General features: G+C 58.0%; 26 protein-coding genes. 21 read left to right on the top strand and 5 right to left on the bottom strand.

Annotated elements, in window-relative coordinates; translation table 11 throughout:
* Positions 1-8: 8 nt before the first annotated feature.
* On the bottom strand, positions 9-266 hold the full coding sequence (locus HGO40_RS06995) for a hypothetical protein (RefSeq protein ID WP_250962422.1): 258 nt from the start codon (positions 264-266) through the stop codon (positions 9-11).
* Positions 267-474: 208 nt separating this feature from the next.
* On the opposite strand from HGO40_RS06995, the gene HGO40_RS06990 reads away from it, so the two are divergent.
* The 12 genes from HGO40_RS06990 to HGO40_RS06935 all read left to right on the top strand — a co-directional run bounded on the left by HGO40_RS06990 (position 475) and on the right by HGO40_RS06935 (position 10,004).
* Positions 475-816 carry a helix-turn-helix domain-containing protein gene (locus tag HGO40_RS06990; RefSeq protein WP_027912505.1) on the top strand — a complete coding sequence of 114 codons (342 nt, stop codon included), beginning with the start codon at positions 475-477 and terminating at the stop codon, positions 814-816.
* Between the two features lie 869 nt (positions 817-1,685).
* Positions 1,686-2,267 (top strand): STY4534 family ICE replication protein, encoded by a 582-nt coding sequence (locus HGO40_RS06985; protein ID WP_250962421.1) that lies wholly within the window; start codon positions 1,686-1,688, stop codon positions 2,265-2,267.
* 69 nt (positions 2,268-2,336) lie between these two features.
* Complete coding sequence (locus HGO40_RS06980) at positions 2,337-2,594, top strand: hypothetical protein (RefSeq protein ID WP_250962420.1); 258 nt, start codon at positions 2,337-2,339, stop codon at positions 2,592-2,594.
* A 99-nt stretch (positions 2,595-2,693) separates the two neighbouring features.
* Positions 2,694-3,188, top strand: a complete 495-nt coding sequence (radC, locus tag HGO40_RS06975) for a RadC family protein (RefSeq protein WP_250962419.1) — start codon at positions 2,694-2,696, stop codon at positions 3,186-3,188.
* A gap of 52 nt (positions 3,189-3,240) precedes the next feature.
* Positions 3,241-3,987 carry a DUF5983 family protein gene (locus tag HGO40_RS06970; protein ID WP_250962418.1) on the top strand — a complete coding sequence of 249 codons (747 nt, stop codon included), beginning with the start codon at positions 3,241-3,243 and terminating at the stop codon, positions 3,985-3,987.
* A gap of 106 nt (positions 3,988-4,093) precedes the next feature.
* The gene (pilL2, locus tag HGO40_RS06965) at positions 4,094-4,636 is read left to right on the top strand and encodes a PFGI-1 class ICE element type IV pilus protein PilL2 (protein WP_250962417.1); all 543 of its coding nucleotides are present in this window, start codon (positions 4,094-4,096) and stop codon (positions 4,634-4,636) included.
* Entirely contained in the window at positions 4,633-5,304 is a 672-nt protein-coding gene (locus tag HGO40_RS06960; RefSeq protein WP_250962416.1) for a chemotaxis protein, read from the top strand. The genes pilL2 and HGO40_RS06960 overlap by 4 nt, the downstream gene beginning before the upstream one ends.
* Positions 5,305-5,313: 9 nt before the next feature.
* Complete coding sequence (locus HGO40_RS06955; protein ID WP_250962415.1) at positions 5,314-6,033, top strand: TIGR03759 family integrating conjugative element protein; 720 nt, start codon at positions 5,314-5,316, stop codon at positions 6,031-6,033.
* Positions 6,015-6,563: a lysozyme family protein gene (locus tag HGO40_RS06950; protein WP_027912513.1), complete on the top strand. Its 549-nt coding sequence runs from the start codon at positions 6,015-6,017 to the stop codon at positions 6,561-6,563. Before HGO40_RS06955 ends, HGO40_RS06950 begins: the two co-directional genes overlap by 19 nt.
* Positions 6,560-7,075 carry an integrating conjugative element protein gene (locus HGO40_RS06945; protein WP_250962414.1) on the top strand — a complete coding sequence of 172 codons (516 nt, stop codon included), beginning with the start codon at positions 6,560-6,562 and terminating at the stop codon, positions 7,073-7,075. Before HGO40_RS06950 ends, HGO40_RS06945 begins: the two co-directional genes overlap by 4 nt.
* A gap of 9 nt (positions 7,076-7,084) precedes the next feature.
* Positions 7,085-9,190 carry a type IV conjugative transfer system coupling protein TraD gene (gene traD, locus HGO40_RS06940; protein WP_027912515.1) on the top strand — a complete coding sequence of 702 codons (2,106 nt, stop codon included), beginning with the start codon at positions 7,085-7,087 and terminating at the stop codon, positions 9,188-9,190.
* Between the two features lie 82 nt (positions 9,191-9,272).
* On the top strand, positions 9,273-10,004 hold the full coding sequence (locus HGO40_RS06935) for a TIGR03747 family integrating conjugative element membrane protein (protein ID WP_027912516.1): 732 nt from the start codon (positions 9,273-9,275) through the stop codon (positions 10,002-10,004).
* A 94-nt stretch (positions 10,005-10,098) separates the two neighbouring features.
* Here the strand turns inward: HGO40_RS06935 and HGO40_RS06930 are convergent, their stop codons facing one another.
* On the bottom strand, positions 10,099-10,470 hold the full coding sequence (locus HGO40_RS06930; RefSeq protein ID WP_027912517.1) for a histone-like nucleoid-structuring protein, MvaT/MvaU family: 372 nt from the start codon (positions 10,468-10,470) through the stop codon (positions 10,099-10,101).
* Between the two features lie 304 nt (positions 10,471-10,774).
* Here HGO40_RS06930 and HGO40_RS06925 point away from each other — a divergent pair, with 304 nt between their 5' ends.
* Genes HGO40_RS06925 through HGO40_RS06885 form a run of 9 tightly spaced genes read left to right on the top strand, consistent with a single transcriptional unit; the run spans position 10,775 to position 18,233 of the window.
* On the top strand, positions 10,775-11,107 hold the full coding sequence (locus HGO40_RS06925; RefSeq protein ID WP_058545223.1) for an integrative conjugative element protein, RAQPRD family: 333 nt from the start codon (positions 10,775-10,777) through the stop codon (positions 11,105-11,107).
* Positions 11,104-11,343, top strand: a complete 240-nt coding sequence (locus tag HGO40_RS06920; RefSeq protein WP_250962413.1) for a TIGR03758 family integrating conjugative element protein — start codon at positions 11,104-11,106, stop codon at positions 11,341-11,343. The genes HGO40_RS06925 and HGO40_RS06920 overlap by 4 nt, the downstream gene beginning before the upstream one ends.
* Positions 11,344-11,360: 17 nt before the next feature.
* A complete protein-coding gene (locus HGO40_RS06915) occupies positions 11,361-11,732 on the top strand; it encodes a TIGR03745 family integrating conjugative element membrane protein (protein ID WP_046062015.1) in 372 nt (123 codons plus the stop codon).
* A 7-nt stretch (positions 11,733-11,739) separates the two neighbouring features.
* Positions 11,740-12,153: a TIGR03750 family conjugal transfer protein gene (locus tag HGO40_RS06910; RefSeq protein ID WP_250962412.1), complete on the top strand. Its 414-nt coding sequence runs from the start codon at positions 11,740-11,742 to the stop codon at positions 12,151-12,153.
* Entirely contained in the window at positions 12,150-12,791 is a 642-nt protein-coding gene (locus tag HGO40_RS06905; protein WP_250962411.1) for a PFL_4703 family integrating conjugative element protein, read from the top strand. The genes HGO40_RS06910 and HGO40_RS06905 overlap by 4 nt, the downstream gene beginning before the upstream one ends.
* Complete coding sequence (locus HGO40_RS06900; RefSeq protein ID WP_250962410.1) at positions 12,788-13,600, top strand: TIGR03749 family integrating conjugative element protein; 813 nt, start codon at positions 12,788-12,790, stop codon at positions 13,598-13,600. The genes HGO40_RS06905 and HGO40_RS06900 overlap by 4 nt, the downstream gene beginning before the upstream one ends.
* Entirely contained in the window at positions 13,590-15,107 is a 1,518-nt protein-coding gene (locus HGO40_RS06895) for a TIGR03752 family integrating conjugative element protein (protein WP_250962409.1), read from the top strand. The genes HGO40_RS06900 and HGO40_RS06895 overlap by 11 nt, the downstream gene beginning before the upstream one ends.
* Positions 15,070-15,486, top strand: coding sequence for a TIGR03751 family conjugal transfer lipoprotein (locus HGO40_RS06890; protein ID WP_032833227.1), 417 nt, complete (start codon positions 15,070-15,072; stop codon positions 15,484-15,486). Before HGO40_RS06895 ends, HGO40_RS06890 begins: the two co-directional genes overlap by 38 nt.
* Positions 15,486-18,233, top strand: coding sequence for a conjugative transfer ATPase (locus tag HGO40_RS06885; protein ID WP_250962408.1), 2,748 nt, complete (start codon positions 15,486-15,488; stop codon positions 18,231-18,233). Before HGO40_RS06890 ends, HGO40_RS06885 begins: the two co-directional genes overlap by 1 nt.
* Before the next feature lie 24 nt (positions 18,234-18,257).
* Here the strand turns inward: HGO40_RS06885 and HGO40_RS06880 are convergent, their stop codons facing one another.
* The 3 genes from HGO40_RS06880 to HGO40_RS06870 form a co-directional block, all read right to left on the bottom strand.
* Positions 18,258-19,004, bottom strand: coding sequence for an ATPase (locus tag HGO40_RS06880; RefSeq protein ID WP_025214491.1), 747 nt, complete (start codon positions 19,002-19,004; stop codon positions 18,258-18,260).
* Positions 19,001-19,249 carry a hypothetical protein gene (locus tag HGO40_RS06875; RefSeq protein ID WP_017529804.1) on the bottom strand — a complete coding sequence of 83 codons (249 nt, stop codon included), beginning with the start codon at positions 19,247-19,249 and terminating at the stop codon, positions 19,001-19,003. The genes HGO40_RS06880 and HGO40_RS06875 overlap by 4 nt, the downstream gene beginning before the upstream one ends.
* A gap of 185 nt (positions 19,250-19,434) precedes the next feature.
* Complete coding sequence (locus tag HGO40_RS06870) at positions 19,435-19,692, bottom strand: LasR-specific antiactivator QslA (protein WP_080712583.1); 258 nt, start codon at positions 19,690-19,692, stop codon at positions 19,435-19,437.
* Positions 19,693-19,809 lie beyond the last annotated feature (117 nt).

The following is a 19,809-nucleotide window of genomic DNA, read 5'->3' as shown; positions in this document are numbered from 1 at the left end:
GGGTGCTGTCAGTGCATCATCAACGGCGCCTGATCCTTCTCCAAGTCCTCTAGCGGTTGTCCGATTTCACGGGCCAAGGCGATGCCTGTCGCGATCCATATCTGCCCCAGTTCATTGAACGCTTTCAGGTTAGCAGGATCTTCGTTTAGCCAATGAACGAGGCTGTCGAGATGTTCGGGGCTATCAGGGCAGTCATGGATCTTGATGAACAGCTCCAGCGTTCGATCCCAGATCAGATCCATGTCGTTCTCGTGCTGCTCATCCATGCTCAACTTTCCTCCATTTGGTCCTATCAGACCGCTCAGTCTCACTGGTCACTTCGGCCTCTGATTCCTGGAGGAATAGATGTCACGTCGCGCCAAATAGCTATTTCAGTCAATATAACAACCCTTTAAGTCGATACTCAACCGTTAAGGATGTTCATGTCAATGGGTCTTTGCTCAACCATTCGGGTTGAATTGGAGAACTCATCACTTGGCACATAAACATCCAACCCAAGCCCAAATTGGACGCATGATCGCGAAGCACCGCACTCAGCGTAATCTGACCCAGGAAGAGGTGGCTGAACGGCTGGGGATCGGCAGCGAAGCCATTTCGCGCCTTGAGCGGGGTGTGGTGGAGCTTTCCGTGGTCAAGCTGATGCAACTGGCGGACATCTTCGACTGCCGGATGGATGAACTGCTGACGGAGTCGAGCAGTCGCCCCAACGACCAGGGCCAAATGATCGCAGGCCTGCTGAGCGGCCTTCAAGAAAGCGACCGTGCCTTTATCCTGACGACCGTCGAACAGCTGGCCGCTCATCTCAGTAGCAAATAACCTCTTCGCCCGCTGGCTTGACGTCGTCACACCCGCTCTGCTGTAGTGCCTCAGGATCATCGCCTACGGCGACCCAAGACCGATTCGCTCCGGGTAGCTCGGTCGGACTCCTAGAGTTCGGAGCCTTCTCTTCTGCGGAATTTCGTTCCCGTTTTGTGCTCGACCTGATCGTGGTGGCGGATGACCACTGTTGCCTCCCCGGCATCAGTGGTCATCCGCTACGGCGATCGCATTCAGTCCCGGAGCCCGCCGGGGAAACACTGGGCACCTTTTGTGCGCGGATGCGTGCCAGCATATTCCGACCCAGGCCACGATAAGGGTCGGTTGGCGAATCATGGCGCAGTTAAATCAAGTTTTGCGAGGAGCTTGTCGACTGGGTCAGACCGCCTAAGGTGGCTTTTCTGTTCCTCGCCTGGCCCCCCCGCCAGGCCTACTCTTCACTTTCGTCCGTCCAGTGATTGCCACTGAATTCCGGCCATAAAAACTCGGGTTGCGGCGCCTTGACGCTCCCCTGTGACAGGCTTATAAAAAGGACGTGGTTCGCTGTCGTTGACAGCCCAGCCCAGGTAGCTTGAACCTTCAAGGCTACGCCACGCTTGTGGTGGTTTACCCAAGTGCGATCAGCATTCGGAGGCTCGCACGATTACCGCTTCAGCGGTGATGAATGCCCACTATCCCCAGATCCGCAAACCACTACCGCGGATCCTCTTCTGCTGCATCGCTATTGCCCAAGCGCATCGTTCTGATTGTCATCGGCTTGCCGGTGTCGAGTCGTTCATCGCTCACCTTCACCTTACCCACCCTGACGGGGACTCACTTCCCCGTCAGGGAACTGTGCGTCGCCGTTTTTCCTTGAAAGGAGAACCACCATGGCCCACGCCAACCAATCCCAAGAAGCGACCACTTACTTCAATCTGCACACCGTCGGTATCGGCTACCTCAACCGTGTTCGTGAAGTACAAGTCCGCCGCGGCCTGCCGTTCATGGCCTGCGATATCGCGGCCCTGCACGGCGCCACTGATGCAGTCGAGTACACCCGCTTCGACTGCAAGGTCGTAGGGGGCGAAGCTGAACGTTTGATTCGCCTCTATATGGACGCCGTCAAAGCCGAGAAAAAGGTCTTGCTGTCGTTCCGTATCGGCGACCTGTGGATTGACCCATTTCTCTATGAGAAAGGCGATAAACAAGGCCAACCGGGCGCCAGCCTGAAAGGTCGTCTGCTGTACATCGACTGGATCAAGGTCAACGGCACGTTCGAGTACAAAGCGCCTGCCAGGCAGGAAGCAACAGCACCTGCTGAGCAAACGCCAAACAGTGAGCCATCCCCAAAGTCGGCTGATGCCGAAGCTGAGGATACCGACAACCCAACGGAATCCAGGATTGAACCTGAATCTGCACCCACTCCCCGCACGGCCCGCCGTGTTGCCACACGTACTGTTCAGTCCGCTTGAACGATCCGCGACGTTTACATCAGGCGCTCAATCGAGCGCCTTTTCTTCAACCAGCACAGGAGAACCAACATGGAATCCTTCTGGCTTTGCGACGACTGCCTGTTCGCTGCGGCTTACGAGGACTACAGCACGTTATCGCTCTACTACACGACAGATGAGAGCGAGAAACGCATCGCCGGTCTCCATCGCGGGCTGGTTCGGCTAATGCCCATCAGTGCCGACTTCGATCCCGAAACTGGTAGCGGAATAAGAACCTTCTCCCCGTTGCCCTGCGATGGTTGTGACTCAGACCTGTACGGACAGCGCCACCGATTCACTCGGCTGTAAAAAGAGCGTCATCGGCTAGTAGCCGCGCCTCTATATCCACCTTGGGGACACCACTCCCCGTGGGTGTGTACCCCTGAATGTTCCCTTCGGAGGTACCCCATGAGCACCCCACTCACCCTGATTGAAACCTCGGATGTCGAGGCTGATCGTATCGCCCAGGAAAACCAGCTGATCGACGAAGCGCTGCACATTCTGGATCGTCGGCTGTTCACCCGCGGCCCCGGCCTGACTTCACCTGACACCGTGGCCTCATACCTAAAACTGCATGTTGCACCTCAAGAGCATGAGGTTTTCGGTGTGATTTTTCTCGATGCCCGCCATCGCGTTATGGCATTCGAGATCCTCTTTCACGGCAGCATCGATGGCGCCAGCGTTTATCCCCGCCAGGTCGTCAAGCGCTCCCTCGCACATAACGCAGCAGCCGCCATTGTTGTTCACAACCACCCCTCCGGTTGCACGGAACCCAGCCTGGCGGATCGCGCCTTGACCGCACGGTTGAAAGCGGCGTTGGACTTGATCGAAGTTCGTGTACTGGATCACTTCATCGTGGGTGAAGGTCGCCCACTTTCTCTTGCCGAATACGGTTGGCTTTAACCCTTACAGGCGCCTTCGGGCGCCTTGTTCATTTTCATCCTGGAGAATACTCATGAATTTCACTACCCAAACCCCAGCGATGCTAGGGGCCTCAAACCCATTCGTTCGCGGCTATGACAATCTATCTATCGAACGGCTGCTACTGATCACCTACGCAAACGACTGCCCTCCCTGCTTTCGCTCCATACACGAGTCACAAGCTCATCTACTCGACGATGCGTTAGAACTGTTTCCCTGCGTGTTCAATGACGACGCCGCCTTGATCAGCGAAGGCCAATCCATTCCGGATGAATTGGAAGAATGTTTCCAGTCCACCGGACTGGTGCGGCAAGTAGTCTATGCCGTGACTGGCGAAATGCTCGATGAGCGAAATCACGTCGGTGACCTGTACTCCCTGGAAGAAGCCCAAGCCATGGTCCATCGTTTGAGCTTCGACACAGGACACTACAGTCGAGCCTGGGAGATCAGTACCGCACACCTCACTGACGAAGCACTGCGCCACTTGGAAAGCCGAGTTGGCAATGTCGACTCCAAGCCAACCGGACTGCTGTTTGAACCCTTTGCCCTGCCAGACTGCAATGGCGTCGGGTGTAAGCTGATCGGCACGCCCTGGACCGACGACAACCTAGTGAAAATCGAGGACCGTCCTTACGCATCGCTGAGGCAAGAGCAGCTCGACGCCGGTACGCCGGTAGCCTTGGTCAACGTATTGTATCTAGCGGCATTGGCGGATGTGAGGCTGTTAATCTTCGACCCCGACGCTGCTGTCTTGGATGGGCTCGCGATTTTTGATGAATAGCAACGCGTTCAGCGTTAACACGATCCACCTTGAATCAACTTCCTCACTGAATCGCTCCTTCACCTCATGCCAGGTTCTGCACTGAATCTGACATGAGGTTTTTTCCATGGAGCGTTTTTTCACGCCTGTCTGCCTGCTGGGTTTATTGAGCGCCTGCACGGCGCAGATCCCCACCCCATTGCCGACTAGTCCAGAGAATGCCGGTGGTTCCAATCGGGCCCAGCTTTCGAGGAGTACAGCCGAAGAGAGTCATCCGTCAGAGCTCCGCTATGGCCGCTATACGCTGGTCAGCACCGAGCCCACCACGGAACAACGTGATCTTCTCGCTCAAATCATTGACGTGAGCATTCCGTCCAACCTGAATCCTTCGGTACAGGAAGCGATGCACTACGTGCTGCAGCGCTCGGGTTATTCGCTTTGCCCTGCCGCCGAACCAGTAAAGTTACTGTTTACCCGGCCTCTGCCCGCCGCCCATTACCGGCTCGGCCCGATCTCTTTGCGCAGCGCGCTACAAGTGCTGGCTGGCCCCGCCTGGCAACTCACGATCGATGAGGTTAGCCGTTCGGTCTGCTTCGAACGGCTAAAAAATGATGCTGCCGTCGTGCGGCTCGCACCCAGCGCGGCCCATCAGCCAAAGGCACGCCCATGAAAGCCACGACGTTTCAAACCCTCATTGTCGGCTCACTTTGCCTGGCGGTCTCCGGGCTGAGTGGTGGTTTGTATAACCAGTATCAACGCGTGACCGAGTTGGAAAATGCGAACGCCCAACGCCTACAGACCCTGGATACCCTGCAACGTGATTCAAGCACCCTCTTGGATGCACAGGAGAAGCTGCAGTACGCACTGAAAGACATGAAGCAGATGGTCGATTCCGGTGAGCAACAGGCTAATACCCTCGATCCGATGCTGGATCAATGGGCGCAGGAGATACAGGAACTGCGCGATGGTCTGACAGCACGTGCTACCGAAGCCGACATGATCGCGCTACGCGCACGACTTGAGCACGTAGAACAGCAACTCCTGGACCTCAACAGCCAGCCACCACTCCCACCACCGACGCCTTCCTCGGCCAAGCCGAAAAAAACCGCTCAGCCCAAGCCTGCCCCGCTCCTGCCGCCATTTTCAGTGTTGAGCGTCGAGTACCGCGGTGGCGAGCGCTTTCTGGCGGTCGCACCTCCTGACAGCCGCTCGCTCAATGATATCCAGTTGCTGCACAACGGCGAGCAGTTCGGCACATGGCAGCTGAAGGCGCTGGAGCCGAACGCGGCCATCTTCACGGTGCCCACTCAGCCAGACCAGGCCGTGCAACTCCCTTGAGAAACGATCATGAACCGAGCGCTACTGTCCCCCGTCGTCTGTCTCGTTTCATTGCTGAGCACGGGCGCTGCGCTGGGCAACCCCGTCACGACACCGTCACGGACCCAGGACACGCAGTCTGCTCCGCTGGAGCGTTCGCACTCTGAACAGGCGGCAAGCTGGGGTCTGACGGAGCAGGAGTGGACACGCTTCGAACAGATCCAAGCCGGCCCGCGTGGTTACTGGAGCCCGAATCTCGATCCGCTGACTGCACTCGGCGTCGAAGCAGAGAACGACCAAGAGCGTCAGCGCTATGCCGAATTGCAGGTAGCGCTGGAAGCCAAACGTGCCGAGCGCGAATTGGCTTACCAAAACGCCTACACCGCAGCTTGGGCCAAGCTGTTTCCTGGACTGTTGCCGACTCAGCGTATGGCATCCCCGCCCGCTGCTAGCTCACCGGTAGAGCCGCGCCGTGCTCTGTTTGTCGAAGACCATTGCCCTGCGTGCACCGCTGAAGCGCAGCGTCTGCAAAGCAGTGATACAGCGTTCGATATCTACCTGGTGGGCAGCCAAGGTGAGGATGAACATGTTCGTGGCTGGGCCCGGCAAGCAGGCATTGATGCGAGCAAGGTTCAACGCCGGCAAATCACCCTGAACCATGATCGTGGTCGCTGGTTCAGCCTGGGTGCCCCGAGACCGCTACCCGTCAAATTTCAGCAGGTGAATGGACAATGGCAGCGTCTCGACTGATTGCTATTGCGCCCCTGCTGACAGTGCTCGCAGTCCACGCTGACGAGCTTCCGCCTCCGGCTTATCAACTGGCGGCGCATGACGCCAACATCCCTCCTACGGTGCTGTTCGCGATTGCCCTGCAGGAGAGTGGCGCCCGTCTCCGTGGTCGACTGCTGCCCTGGCCCTGGACGCTGAATATTGCTGGCAGCCCTTACCGTTTCGCCAATCGTCAGACCGCATGTCACGCCTTGCTTCAGGCGCTTGCCCGGTATGACGCCAAGCGGGTCGATGCCGGGCTTGGGCAAATCAACCTGGGTTATCACGGACAGCGTTTCTCCAGGCCCTGCGAAGCCCTCGAACCCTACCGCAATCTGGCCGTAACTGCCGCGCTGCTGCAAGAGCATCACGCCGTCACCGGTGATTGGGTGTCAGCTGCTGGCCGATATCACCGTCCGGCAGGAGGAACGCCGGCCGCGCGTTACCGCGCCGGCTTTTCTCAACAACTCGAACGACTGCAGGTTTCCTTTAAACAGGGCACACCACCATGAAGCGAATTCCCAGTGCGTATTACTTCGCCGTGCTCTTGGCTGCGCTCGCCCAGCCGGGACTGTCGTTTGCAGAAGTTCAGCCTGGCGGTTTCACCCGCCCCCAGTTTGAAGCTTCCAGGCCGCCAGTAAACAACAAGCCCCAGCCTGCTCGGGCCATACATGCAGACCTATCTGCATTTGCCGATCAAACCTGGATACTGCCCGTGCGCAGCTCTCACTTGAGCCCAGGCCAAATCACAACTCGCACCCTGGACATGCCGGGTTTGCAGCCATTTTTCCTTGTCGGGGAGGATCCCCAATCGTTGGCTTGGCTGCATCAGCGTGCGACTGAACTGCAAGAAATGGGGGCGGCGGGCCTCGCCGTCGAAGTGACCGATACTGAAGCCCTGGCCCGAATTCGAGCAGCCGCGCCGGGCATCACCATCCTGCCGGTCAACGGCAACGACATCGCCTCTCGCCTGCAGATTGAGCACTACCCTGTCTTAATCACAGCCACCTCACTGGAACAGTGAGTCTGGGTCATGGCCGAGCATGCGATGGAGTCCAAACTCCGGCCCGCAGTCGAGCTGTATACCGTGGCGATCTGTGTCGCCGCGGCGGTGTTATGCGTGTATTCGCCCTGGGCCGTGGCGCTATCACCCGAACTCGGTCTGGTTGCGGCTCTGGCCTATGCCCTGTTCGGTTTGATCCGCCTCCGACAAGCCTGGGAGGTGTTGCGCTATCGGCGCAATATCCGCCGGCTGCCTCGCTACGAGCTGACCAGCCGGCAGATTCCGGTAAGCCGTAAGCGCCTGTTCATGGGCCGCGGCTTTCGCTGGACCCGCCTGCACACCCAGCGCTTGGTCGAAGCCCAGGACCCGGCGGTCGCTCACTATGTCGAGCAGCCGACCCGTTACCGCCTGGCACGTGGACTCGAACGACGCCTGGAACATGCGCCGTTTCCGCTCTCGACATTGGCCCAAGTCACGGCTTGGAACAGTGCCTTCAATCCGTTGCGCCCTTTGCCCCCGGTAGGTGGCTCGTCGCTGTTGCATGGGGTCGAGCCCGACGAAATGGAAGTCAGTCTGCCGCTGGGCGAACGGGTCGGGCACACACTGGTGCTGGGTACCACTCGTGTCGGCAAGACGCGACTCGCCGAGGTCTACATCACTCAGGACATTCACCGCGTCGACCATGAGGTGGTCATCGTCTTTGATCCAAAGGGCGACGCCGACCTGCTCAAGCGCATGTACGTCGAAGCCAAACGTGCCGGTCGGGAGAAGGAGTTTTATGTCTTCCATCTGGGCTGGCCAGAAATCTCCGCCCGCTACAACGCCGTGGGACGTTTTGGGCGCATCTCGGAGGTGGCCTCGCGCATTGCCGGGCAGCTCAGTGGTGAAGGTAACTCTGCGGCCTTCCGTGAGTTCGCCTGGCGTTTCGTCAACATCATCGCCCGCGCTCTGATCGAGCTGGGCCGACGTCCGGACTACCTGCAGATCCAACGACATGTGGTCAACATCGACGCACTGTTCATCGAATACGCCCAGCAGTTTTTCGCCAAGACCGACCCGAAGGCGTGGGAAGTGATCGTCCAGCTTGAAGGCAAGCTCACCGAGAAGAACATCCCCCGACACATGGTGGGACGCGAAAAGCGGGTAGTGGCTATCGAGCAATACCTGGCGGCAAAACGGGTATTTGATCCGGTGCTGGACGGATTGCGCTCGGCGGTACGATATGACCGTACTTACTTCGACAAAATCGTTGCCTCGCTACTGCCGCTGCTGGAAAAACTCACCACCGGCAAGACCGCCCAACTACTGGCGCCCAACTACACCGATTTAGATGATCCGCGGCCAATCTTCGACTGGATGCAGATCATCCGAAAACGCGGCATCGTTTATGTCGGTCTGGATGCACTGACCGACGCCGAGGTGGCCGCCGCGGTGGGCAACTCCATGTTCGCCGACTTGGTCTCGGTTGCGGGCCACATCTACAAACATGGCATTGACCACGGCCTGCCCGCATCACGCAGCGGCAGTGACAAGCTCCCGATTAACCTGCATGCCGATGAGTTCAACGAGTTGATGGGTGATGAGTTCATTCCGCTAATCAACAAAGGCGGTGGCGCCGGCATCCAGGTGACGGCCTACACCCAAACCCTCAGTGATATCGAAGCACGCATTGGTAACCGCGCCAAAGCCGGCCAGGTGATTGGTAACTTCAATACCTTGCAGATGCTCCGCGTACGCGAAACCGCCACCGCGGAGCTGCTCACCCAGCAGTTGCCCAAGGTCAACGTGCTAACCAGAACCCTGGTATCGGGTGCAACCGACACCTCCGATCCAGAAGCCAATACCGACTTCACGTCCTCCTCGCAGGACCGCGTCAGTAGCGCCAGCGTGCCGTTGATCGAACCGGCTCACATCGTCAGTTTGCCCAAGGGCCAAATGTTCTCCTTCCACGCCGGTGGCCAGCTCTGGAAAGTCCGCATGCCGTTGCCAAAATCCTCCAACGACGACGCAATGCCCAAGGACCTGCAGGAGCTTACTCAACGGATGCGGGCGGTTTACAACGAGCAGGCGGGGCAATGGTGGAGCGCAAGCGGTGGTGCGCCAACAATTGACTTCGATTTAGACCAGGTGGGGTAATCCTGACTTAGGTTCAAATTCAGCAACCACACCGGAAAGCGCCATGACGGCATTAACTCGGCGGCATGCAATGGAGTGAACGATGGCGACTTCCGCCCAGAACATGCCACCACAACCGATCCAGCGTACCGGACTGATCATCTCGACGATCAGCCTGGTATTGCGCGTCATCGGTTTGCTAATCGCCTCTTTGCTATTCTCGATCCTGATCGAGTTCGCTGGTTTGCTGCTGTTCTGGGGTGATCAGGGCTGGCGGCATAGTCAGGCCATGCTAAACAGTGAGTTAGGCTGGCTCAGCGAGCACTTCAAATGTTCACTGCTCATCCAACAGCCTGGGCCAACGATTATCCAGTGGCTGGATTTAATCAATCAGTGGCTACTGGTCAAAACTGGCTTTGCAGATTTTGCCCAGCAGGCGCGGGTATCGAGCATGGGTAACAGCTTCTGGGGGTGGATCAACCAGCTATACGTGAGCATTGAAGATTTCGTGCTGGCGGCGGTGTATGTGACCTTTACCTTCGTGGTGCGCCTGACCATTCTGGTTCTGGCCACACCCTTGTTTCTGCTGGCCTCTCTCACCGGTTTTATCGATGGCCTGATGCGTCGCGACCTGCGCAAATTTGGTGCTGGACGAGAGAGTAGCTTCGTCTATCACCGCGCTAAACGAGGAGTGATACCGCTATTGCTTGTGCCCTGGATTATCTACCTATCCCTGCCCTTTTCGCTCAATCCTATGGTTGTATTTTTGCCTTGTGCCGTAATGCTTGGCATTACAGTAGCAATCACGGCAACGACATTTAAGAAGTATCTCTGAAGATGGGTGCAGAAGTAGGACCAAGATTCGCACTGAGGATTCAGCACCCTCAGTAGCAAAAAAGGGCCCTTGCAAAGCCCTGATCAAGCCGATCTTACTGAGTACGCCACGACTCTACGACGTCCGCGCCAAACTCGACTTTCCATTCTTTCAACTGGCGATGGTTACCTCCCTTGGTTTGGATCAGCTCACCAGAGTTCGGATTTTTGTAAATTTTTACATCGCGAGCTTTACGAGCTGGCTTTACAGGGGCTGCTATCGGTGCCGAGGAACGACGGCCAGCCTCTGGGTCCAGGATGCTAATGATGTTCTTCAAGCTGAAGCCGTACTCGCCAAGCAATGCCCGCAATTTACTCTCAAACTCCATTTCTTTTTTCAAGCCGGAATCACTTTTCATCGACTCAAGCTCTGCGAGCTGTTCGGCGAGTTGTTGCTCAAGCTTACGAAATTCAGCCAAACGAGACATATGAAAACTTCCTTCAGGTGAGAGTAATGAGAAACGAACATTCCAATGCTAAGCGATGATTCGCTCTTCGTCACCCATATTGCTTATGCATGAGCCGACCCACTCATTGCCTCATGAAAAACACATCTTTTTTGGACTGAGAGCTGTCTGAGCCTTCTTTTGTGCCGAATCGATTGCCGATGTATGTGCGTGTAAACCTATTCGGTTCTCCCCCCAAAAAGGCGATACATCCTACCTCGCGTTTAATGCTGAATAATTCGCCCCCTGACTTGATTCTGCTCCCAGCTCCATGCGGGACAGGATCATGTCGACTACCATCTTTCGCTGCTTACTACTCTCGCTAGCTATCGTTCACGGCAGTAGCTATGCCGACTCGGCTCATGAGCAGGATCAACTCAGCCTTATCCAGCGGCAACTCGACACGCTCGAACATCTTGCAACGCGAGCTGAGGTAGCCAGCACGGCTGAACCCGACGATCGCTATCGCTTCGACTATCCCCGCCTAATTCAAGACATCCAGCGCATCCGCCAAGGTGTTCGGAACTACCTATCCCCGTCCCGTGCTCAGCCCCGCGAGCCCGATGAGCTGGTCGGCGATTACCGCCTCGACACTCCGATTGCGGAGCCCTCGCCATGAGCATGACTGACGCTCAGATCGCAGCATTCCAAAACGCCGCGGGCTTCGCACCGCAGAGCAGTTCGACGCTGTGGCTGTCCATGGTTCTGGTTCTGGCTTTGCTGTGGTGCGCCTGGGTGATGTGGACGGCCTACCGGGGTTGGGCGGCTGGCAGTGTGCGTTTCGGAGCCTTCGGCGGTAGCACCGTCCGCGTTTTGCTCGCCCTACTCGTTCTGATGTTCTTCACCCTGTCCTAATCCAGGAGATCGCCGCTATGCTCAAGTGCTTTGCCCCTCTGAAAAACAACCTGCGTGATCGTGCGACCCAACGCTTGATCGGACTGCTGCTGGTGCTCGGTCCAAGCCTGGCTTTCGCCGAACTCCCCACCATGGAAGCGCCTTCGCGCGGGGAAGGATCCGGGTTGATCGAGACGATCAAAAACTACGCCTACGACGGCGGCATCCTGCTTGGTCTGCTAATCGCCCTACTCGCTTTTCTCGGTGTGGCTTGGCATTCCCTGACCGTCTATGCCGACGTGCAGAACCAGCGCAAGACCTGGAAAGATCTCGGCGCTGTGGTCGGCATCGGGGCCCTACTGGTGGTAATCATCATCTGGTTCCTGACCAAGGCCGCCGCGATTTTGTGAGGTTGGCATGAAAGACGCTATCGAAAGCCTTGCCGACGGCACCTTGGTTTTTCTACCGGAGCGGCTCAACCGTGATCCCGCCGTATTGCGTGGTTTAACCAATGATGAGATGTGGGTAGCGCTCGGCACCGGCGCCGTCATTGGCCTGCTGCTGGGCGTTCCTCTAGCGATCGCCACCGCCTCCATTGCAGTGGCGCCGACCAGCATGATCGCAAGCATGGCGGTGGTGTTATTTGTCGGTGGCACACTACTGCGTCGGGCCAAACGGGCTCGCCCCGAGACCTGGTTGTACCGCAAGCTCGAATGGACACTCGCCAGCCGTTGGCGCCTGGGTCGCAGCAGTTTGATTCTCCACTCCGGCGCCTGGACGGTCCGTCGTTCGCGTCGACTGCGCCCTGCCCTGTCCCGGTGGCAGCCATGAGCCGATTTCGGAACAAGGTGGACGCCCAACAGGCCCATATCTTCAGCCTGCGTCTGGCGGTAATGATCCTCGCCTTGGTCTGCGCCGGACTCTGGTATGGCTGGCGCTCGGCACCGACCGATCTGACCGTGCATGTACCACCGGATCTGCGCTCGGGCAGCACCCGCAAATGGTGGGATATCCCCTCAGAGAATGTTTATGCCTTTGCCCTGTACATCTTTGGTCAGCTCAACCGCTGGCCCTCGGATGGCGAGAAGGACTATCGCCGCGCTATCTATGGCTTGCAGTCTTATCTGACACCCTCCTGCAAGACCTTCCTCGACGGCGACTACGAATACCGCAAGGCCGCCGGCGAACTCCGCCAGCGGGTGCGTGGCGTCTACGAAATTCTGGGCCGAGGCTATAGCGAAGATCCGGAACTCAGGGTCAAGCAACTCGATCGCGACAGCTGGCTGGTCACCCTCGACCTCAACGCCGATGAGTACTACGCCGCCGAACCGGTGAAACGGGTTGTGGTGCGTTATCCATTACGCGTGGTGCGTTTTGATCTGGACCCCGAACGCAATAAGTGGGGGCTGGCACTGGACTGTTATCAGGGCACGCCGCAAAAAATCGCTCTGCCTGGAGGTGAGCCATGAAGCGGATTTCTACCCCGGGGCTCGCCATCGTACTGATGCTATGGGGAGCTGCAGCGCAGGCCGTCGAGTTGATGCGCTGGGAACGCCTCCCTCTCGCAGTCCCGCTGGTGATCAATCAGGAACGAGTGGTCTTTATCGATGAGGATGTTCGAGTCGGCCTGCCGTCAACTCTGACAGGCAAACTGCGTGTGCAATCAACCGGTGGCACGCTGTACCTGCGCGCGTCCGAAGCCATTGCACCTACGCGATTGCAACTGCAATCGGTCGCGACGGGCGAGATCATCCTCTTGGACATCGCAGCCACGCCTGGCGATCAACAGCTGGAGCCCGTGCGTATTCTCAAGAATGCTTCGGTGCAGGCTGCTGAGGCAGAATCTAAAAGCGTCCCTCTTCCAGAACGTACGCCAATCCCAGTCGCTTTGACGCGCTACGCCGCGCAAAGCCTGTACGCGCCGCTACGCACCGTGGAGTCCCTGCCTGGTGTGCGTCGCGTCCCGCTCATGCTGCGTACCGAACTGCCAACCCTGCTGCCAACCGAAAACGTGTCCAGCACACCCATCGCCGCCTGGCGATTCGGCGATTACTGGGTGACGGCGGTGAAGTTGCGCAATCGTGGTTCAGAGACGGTGCAACTCGATCCACGTCGACTGCAGGCCAAGCTATTCGCCGCGGCTTTCCAGCATGCTTTTCTCGGACCTGTCGGCAGCGCTGAAGACACCACGATCGCCTACCTTGTCACCCGCAGTGCCGGCCTTGAGCAAGCCGTGCTGTTCCCGGCCGTTTCGCGAGGTGCTGGCGATGAAAGCTAACGCCTTGCTCAAATGGCTGGTACCGGCTGCGCTGCTGGGCGTGGTGTTGATTATCCTGAAAACTTGGGTCGCGGGTGGCAGCAGTTCCTCTCCAGAGAAGTCGGTTGATCAAGGCAATCTTCAGTTATCCGCCGAGCAAGCCAAGTCGCTCGGTATTGCGGGCGATACCCCCCGCGATACGGTCGCCACCCTGGTCGGCCAGGTGAAGGCCATGCGCAGCGACATGCTCGGTTTGAAGAAACACAACGATTCGTTGTTGACGGAGAACAACCGCCTGCGCGAGCGGGAAAACAGTGTTGATTCGCGTATCCAGACGGCGCTTGGCAGCGTGACTCAACAGGTCGACGAAGGTCGCCGACAAGCCAACGAGGCTCGACTCAAAGCGGAACAAGACAGTCGCCTGGCCCGTGGTGTGCTGACGCAATTGCAGGAGCAGCTGTCGGGGCTGACCGACAAAGACAAGGATATGCCTATCGGACTGGGGGTTGAGCCGGGCGACGGCGCCCAATTTGAACGGCAGCATTCTGCCAATGATGCACTGCAGTGGATTGAGCCCTCGGATGCTCTGTCCACCGCCCCCCAGGGCAAAACCAAGACCGCGTCCGCTCTGAGTCTGCCTACTGCCTTCAGCTCATTGGAGGGCTTGAAGGACAATGCCATCGACCGCAGCCAGAAGCAGTTACGCGAGGTCACCAAGGGTGAACGTGACCTGACACGCTCCGCTGATCGTACCGAAGGCGCGAAGCCGGTCTACACCATTCCAGAAAACGCGACATTGATGGGCTCGGTCGCCATGACCGCGCTGATCGGCCGGGTCCCGGTGGACGGCACCGTGAATGATCCCTACCCCTTCAAGGTGCTGGTTGGTCCGGAGAACCTGACAGCCAACGGCATCGACCTGCCGGACGTCGCAGGGGCCGTGATGAGCGGCACAGCCTCCGGCGACTGGACCCTGTCGTGCGTACGCGGACAGGTCGAGTCAATTACCTTTGTGTTTACCGACGGCACCATTCGCACGGTGCCTCAGCCGAAGGCAGTAGCCAGTCGCAATGCCACCACCACCCAGAGCTCAAACACCGACAAGATTCGTGGCGGACTCGGTTACCTGTCCGATCCGTATGGCATTCCTTGCATTGCCGGTGAGCGCCGCTCAAACGCTCAACAGTACCTCGGCAGCCAGAGCTTGATCACGGCCGCTGGCGCCGGTGTCGCCGCCTTGCTCGGGGATGAGCAGAACAACAGCAGCGTGATCAGTTCGGGCGGCAGTACGCTCGGGGTCGCCAGCAGCAGTGGCAATAGCGCGCTGAATTCAATTCTCAGTGGTGGGGTAAGCGACATCCGGGAGTGGATCAACAAACTCTATGGCGAGACCTTTGCTGCCGTATACGTGCCACCGGCCGCCCAAGTCGCGCTGCACCTCGACCATGAGATCACCATCGACTACGAGCCCAAGGGCCGGAGCGTTCGCCATGAAAAAGACCATGCCTCTCTGCCTGACATGGATTAGTGTGTTTTCCTTGGTCCTGACAGGGTGTTCCACTGACAAGGACACGCTGCTGCCCCATGGCGAGCAAACCATGCTGGACATCTGGAACGGTGCAGGGTCGCAAGGCACTCAGCAGCAACTGCTGGATGCTCGGCAGCAGTTACGCCGCCCGCTGGCTCAGGCAGATGTCTCCGCGGCTCTCCAGGAACCGTACACGCGCACAGCGGCGAACGAGATCCGCAACTTGTTCCCTCGCCTGCCCAATCCCGATCTGGTGCTGTACGTGTATCCGCACCTGAGCGGTACCGAGCAGGCACCGATCCCAGGTTACTCCACCGTCTTTCCGTTCTACCAACGGGTGCAGTACGCATTGCCGGGTGAACGTCAAGAAGACCTGTAGTGCGTACCGCCGATTCGGGCAAGCGCACTTCTGCGTGGAAGGCCTGGCGCAACCCATTGCGCCCTCGAGCGACCCTGGCCGATGAAGCTGCACTCTACGCGCACAACCCCAGCTTCACCGATCACCTGCCTTGGGTCGAGTACCTCGACACCGAGCAGTGTTTTCTGCTCGATGACAATCGCTCGGTGGGCGCGGTGTTCGAGTTGCTGCCCATCGGCACTGAAGGGCGCGAACCCGATTGGCTTGTGACAGCCCGCGATGCCCTCGAAGACGCCCTGCAGGATAGCTTTGACGAACTGGACCAAGCGCCTTGGGTGGCGCAGTTTTTCTGCCAGGACGATAACGATTTCACCCCCTACCTGACGCGGCTCACCGATTACATTCAAGACAGCGCGCGAGGCACGGTCTTCACCGAAACGTTTTTGGAACTCAGTCGTCGTCACCTGAAGGCCATCGCCAAGCCGGGAGGTCTGTTCGAGGACAAGGCCGTCACGCGCCTACCCTGGCGCGGCAATAATCGACGGGTGCGCCTGGTGATCTATCGCTGGATTGAGTCTGGCGCCGAGGAGATGGGACTCAGTCCAGTGCAATCCCTGCAGCAGGCTTGCGAACGTATCGTGGCTTCGTTGCAGGCATGCGGGGTGCAATCGACGCGAGTCGATGGCCAAGGTCTGTATGCCTGGTTATTGCCCTGGTTCAATCCGGCACCCAGGCTCACCGACGAAGACCCCGAGGAATTCTACCGCCGCGTGGCCTATCCGGAGTCGGGCGACGGCGGGTCGCTGGAACTGCCCTTCGATCATGACTTCGCCGAGAGGCTGTTCTTCAACGAACCGCGCTCGGATGTCCAGCACGGGCTCTGGTTTTTCGATGATCAACCCCATCGGGTCATGGTGGTGGACAAGCTGCGCCGAGCGCCCTTGATTGGTCAACTCACCGGAGAAACTCGCAAAGGTGACGCGGTGAATGCACTGTTCGACCAGTTACCCGAAGGTACAGTCATGAGTCTAACCTTGGTGGTCAAACCGCAGGATGTACTTGAGGAGCAGTTGAACCGCCTGGCGCGCAAAGCCATCGGTGAAAACCTGGCCTCGACCCAGACCCGTCAGGATGTCGAAGAGGCTCGCGCGGTCATCGGCCGCCAGCACAAGCTGTACCGGGGAACCCTGGCCTTCTACGTGCGTGGTCACGATGAACAGCAACTGCACCAGCGCTCGGTCAGTCTGGCCAATGCACTACTGGGTGCGGGCCTGCAGCCGGTACGTGAAGGCGACGAGGTTGCCACCTGTAACAGTTATCTGCGTTGGTTACCGATGGCCTACAACCCGGCCCGCGACACGCGCAACTGGTACACACGCCTGATGTTCGTCCAGCACCTGGCAAACCTGGTCCCGGTGTGGGGTCGCAGCACCGGCACCGGCCACCCGGGCATCACCCTGTTCAATCGTGGTGGCTCGCCGTTGAGCTTTGATCCGTTGTCTCGACTAGACCGGGCTATGAACGGCCATCTGCTGCTGTTCGGTCCGACCGGCGCCGGTAAGTCGGCCACCCTGGTCACCCTGCTGATGCAGGTCATGGCGGTGTACCGCCCTCGCCTGTTTATCGTGGAGGCCGGCAACTCATTCGGCTTGCAGGGCGACTACTTCGCAACGCAAGGCCTGTCGGTCAATAAGGTCCAATTGAAACCTGGTACCGCGATCAATCTCACCCCGTTCGCCGATGCCTGGCGCCTGGTCGAACAGCCGGATCAGGTGGCAAGTCTGTCGATCGATGAGTGGGACGATGAGGTAATAACCAGTCGCGAAGCCCAACGTGATGTTCTCGGAGAACTAGAAATCACCGCCCGCCTGATGATCACCGGCGGCGAAGCCAAGGAAGAAGCGCGCCTGAGTCGAGCCGATCGCAGCTTGATCCGCGAGTGCATCCTAGATGCGGCACAGACCTGTGTCGCAGCGGAGCGCCAGGTACTGACCCGCGACGTGCGCGACGCGTTGCTGCGCGTCGCCGCCGACCCGCACTTGCCAGAGAAACGTCGCGAGCGTGCCCAGGAAATGGGCGAGTCCATGGACCTGTTTTGCCAGGGTTGCGAGGGTGAACTGTTCGATCGTGAAGGCACGCCTTGGCCAGAGAGCGATGTGACCATTGTCGATCTGGCCACCTACGCTCGCGAAGGCTACGAGGCACAGATGTCCATCAGCTACATCAGCCTGATGAACACCGTGAATAACCTTGCCGAACGAGACCAGTACCTGGGCCGACCGATCATCATGGTCACCGACGAGGGCCATATCATCACCAAGAACCCGCTGCTGGCACCCTTCGTGGTCAAGGGCACGAAGATGTGGCGCAAGCTCGGCGCGTGGTTCTGGCTGGCGACGCAAAATCTTGCCGACTTCCCCACCGCCGCGCAGACCATGCTCAACATGATCGAATGGTGGATTTGCTTGAACATGCCGCCCGCGGAAATCGAAGAAATCGCACGGTTCAAGAAACTCACGCCGGCACAGAAAGCCTTGCTGCTCTCCGCCAGTAAGGAGCCGGTGAAATACACTGAGGGGGTCGTGCTATCGAAGAAGCTCGAGACGCTGTTTCGGGCCGTGCCGCCAAGTCTTTATCTCGCCCTGGCCATGACGGAGCCCGAGGAAAAAGCCGAACGCTGGACACTGATGCAGAGCACCGGCTGCTCGGAACTGGAGGCGGCTTACCGGGTAGCTGAACGGATCGATAGGATGCGAGGAATTAAGTGAAACGGAGCTGATCCTAGGTTTCGATCAACCCGGCAGCAAATCCTTGAAAACCTTCTCCACGTAGGCTTGCATGAACCAGTCAGGGATCTCATCAGCCCTGAACTCAAGGTCAGTCCCGTCTGTTACTTCAGCGAGCAGCACCAGATCAGCGCCGGAGTTATCAAAGATATAAGCCCGGTTCGAGGCTGCGATGGCTGCTGGCAATAGGTTCAGGCAACGACCGTAGCGCTGCACAATTTTTTCCGTGGGGACTGGGTGCCCACCTGCCGCAACACGGTTCTTGACCCTGTTGATATTGATGTCAGGATCTTCAGTGGCGACAAAGTAGAGGTAGGTTCGATATCCCGACGCTTTTGCCTTAAGCATAAAAGCGACTTTGTCCTCGCTAGACATCACCGTTTCGAAGGTGAAAGACAACTGGGCTTCAAGGAGCTTGTGCCGCATGAAATCAGAGAGCACGGAAGCAAAATAGGAATTCATCGCGACGGACTGGAAATTCAGGCCGTTATTGCTGAAGTCTATATTGGATGCCTCTTCAACGAGCTGGGTCGACCGAATCAGTCGGTGCGCCTTGATAAAGCCGAGAACCTCGTCGCCTTCGACTTCCAGTTGAAAATCGCTGAATTCCAGGCGTCCGCCCTCTTTGGCAGCCTTTTCGATTTCATCCGGGTTGATGTAGATCCCGATCAGGTGGGAAGGGACGGCACTTTTCATTGTGCTTTTACCGGAACCATTAGGGCCGGCAAACACCCTCAGCCGAGGGACGGTCATGAGCAGCGGTGCACCTTGATAATCCCGCCCAAGGTCACTTTATGCTTGGGCTTGGCCACTCGAATAACCTTGTGCTTACCGTCGGCAGTCGTCTCAACGAGCTTGCCGTCCATCACTTCCATCACGCTGCGTCCGGCCGCCAGCGCGTTGATATAGGCCGTATTGATCGCACCTTCAGCCATGGCTGGGATTTTACCCTCCAGTCGGCTCACCAGATCGTCACTCAACACTTGGTCGGCTTTCATATCGCGCTCCACGTTCTCAGAGCGTGCAGAATCTGCACTTATCAGAATCCCAGCTACGTAAATCTGTTTGTCACAGACCAACGCCACTTCTGTCAGATCTCCATTCTAGAGGAATGGAGCCTGGAACCATACCTTCCAGTAAATTTTCCCGTGTAGGCCATATCGTCAGGGTTGGAGCCGCACGGCTACGGTGAAACGCCTTGAAGCCGTTGCTGAACTCTCAATAAAAATCCTGCTTCGAAAGCATCCTGAGATTCTCCTGCCGGACAAGTCTTCCGAGACTGCGCCAGTTCCCACCACAGTGGTACGTCACCGGGTGTATTAAGCCAGGCCTGGGCGCATTGCACGCCACGTTCGATCATAGGCGCAAATTCGCTGCCCCACGGTGTCAAAAGGCTCGGGCAGCCGTCCGCCGCCGGAATTGAAACGTAATTTTCGTCCATAGACACCTTAGCTTTCGATTATTTATTAATGCTCGGTCTGTTCTAAGCAGCATAGAAACAAAATTGACACTCGGCTTAAGCATCAAAAAAGCCCGAATCAGAGCCAATGTAGACTAT

Origin of the sequence: Pseudomonas sp. CG7 (assembly GCF_023701885.1) — a bacterium.
GTDB lineage: Bacteria > Pseudomonadota > Gammaproteobacteria > Pseudomonadales > Pseudomonadaceae > Aquipseudomonas > Aquipseudomonas zanjanensis.
This window is presented reverse-complemented; position numbering and strand designations above follow the sequence as displayed.

Coding starts and splice junctions, on each gene's coding strand:
- HGO40_RS06920 (WP_250962413.1), top strand. CDS start 11,104: ATGAGCATGACTGACGCTCAGATCGCAGCATTCCAAAACGCCGCGGGC.
- radC (WP_250962419.1), top strand. CDS start 2,694: ATGAGCACCCCACTCACCCTGATTGAAACCTCGGATGTCGAGGCTGAT.
- HGO40_RS06895 (WP_250962409.1), top strand. CDS start 13,590: ATGAAAGCTAACGCCTTGCTCAAATGGCTGGTACCGGCTGCGCTGCTG.
- HGO40_RS06985 (WP_250962421.1), top strand. CDS start 1,686: ATGGCCCACGCCAACCAATCCCAAGAAGCGACCACTTACTTCAATCTG.
- HGO40_RS06945 (WP_250962414.1), top strand. CDS start 6,560: ATGAAGCGAATTCCCAGTGCGTATTACTTCGCCGTGCTCTTGGCTGCG.
- HGO40_RS06890 (WP_032833227.1), top strand. CDS start 15,070: ATGAAAAAGACCATGCCTCTCTGCCTGACATGGATTAGTGTGTTTTCC.
- HGO40_RS06960 (WP_250962416.1), top strand. CDS start 4,633: ATGAAAGCCACGACGTTTCAAACCCTCATTGTCGGCTCACTTTGCCTG.
- traD (WP_027912515.1), top strand. CDS start 7,085: ATGGCCGAGCATGCGATGGAGTCCAAACTCCGGCCCGCAGTCGAGCTG.
- HGO40_RS06950 (WP_027912513.1), top strand. CDS start 6,015: ATGGCAGCGTCTCGACTGATTGCTATTGCGCCCCTGCTGACAGTGCTC.
- pilL2 (WP_250962417.1), top strand. CDS start 4,094: ATGGAGCGTTTTTTCACGCCTGTCTGCCTGCTGGGTTTATTGAGCGCC.
- HGO40_RS06955 (WP_250962415.1), top strand. CDS start 5,314: ATGAACCGAGCGCTACTGTCCCCCGTCGTCTGTCTCGTTTCATTGCTG.
- HGO40_RS06935 (WP_027912516.1), top strand. CDS start 9,273: ATGGCGACTTCCGCCCAGAACATGCCACCACAACCGATCCAGCGTACC.
- HGO40_RS06930 (WP_027912517.1), bottom strand. CDS start 10,470: ATGTCTCGTTTGGCTGAATTTCGTAAGCTTGAGCAACAACTCGCCGAA.
- HGO40_RS06875 (WP_017529804.1), bottom strand. CDS start 19,249: ATGAAAGCCGACCAAGTGTTGAGTGACGATCTGGTGAGCCGACTGGAG.
- HGO40_RS06970 (WP_250962418.1), top strand. CDS start 3,241: ATGAATTTCACTACCCAAACCCCAGCGATGCTAGGGGCCTCAAACCCA.
- HGO40_RS06870 (WP_080712583.1), bottom strand. CDS start 19,692: ATGGACGAAAATTACGTTTCAATTCCGGCGGCGGACGGCTGCCCGAGC.
- HGO40_RS06905 (WP_250962411.1), top strand. CDS start 12,150: ATGAGCCGATTTCGGAACAAGGTGGACGCCCAACAGGCCCATATCTTC.
- HGO40_RS06925 (WP_058545223.1), top strand. CDS start 10,775: ATGTCGACTACCATCTTTCGCTGCTTACTACTCTCGCTAGCTATCGTT.
- HGO40_RS06900 (WP_250962410.1), top strand. CDS start 12,788: ATGAAGCGGATTTCTACCCCGGGGCTCGCCATCGTACTGATGCTATGG.
- HGO40_RS06880 (WP_025214491.1), bottom strand. CDS start 19,004: ATGACCGTCCCTCGGCTGAGGGTGTTTGCCGGCCCTAATGGTTCCGGT.
- HGO40_RS06995 (WP_250962422.1), bottom strand. CDS start 266: ATGGATGAGCAGCACGAGAACGACATGGATCTGATCTGGGATCGAACG.
- HGO40_RS06910 (WP_250962412.1), top strand. CDS start 11,740: ATGAAAGACGCTATCGAAAGCCTTGCCGACGGCACCTTGGTTTTTCTA.
- HGO40_RS06980 (WP_250962420.1), top strand. CDS start 2,337: ATGGAATCCTTCTGGCTTTGCGACGACTGCCTGTTCGCTGCGGCTTAC.
- HGO40_RS06915 (WP_046062015.1), top strand. CDS start 11,361: ATGCTCAAGTGCTTTGCCCCTCTGAAAAACAACCTGCGTGATCGTGCG.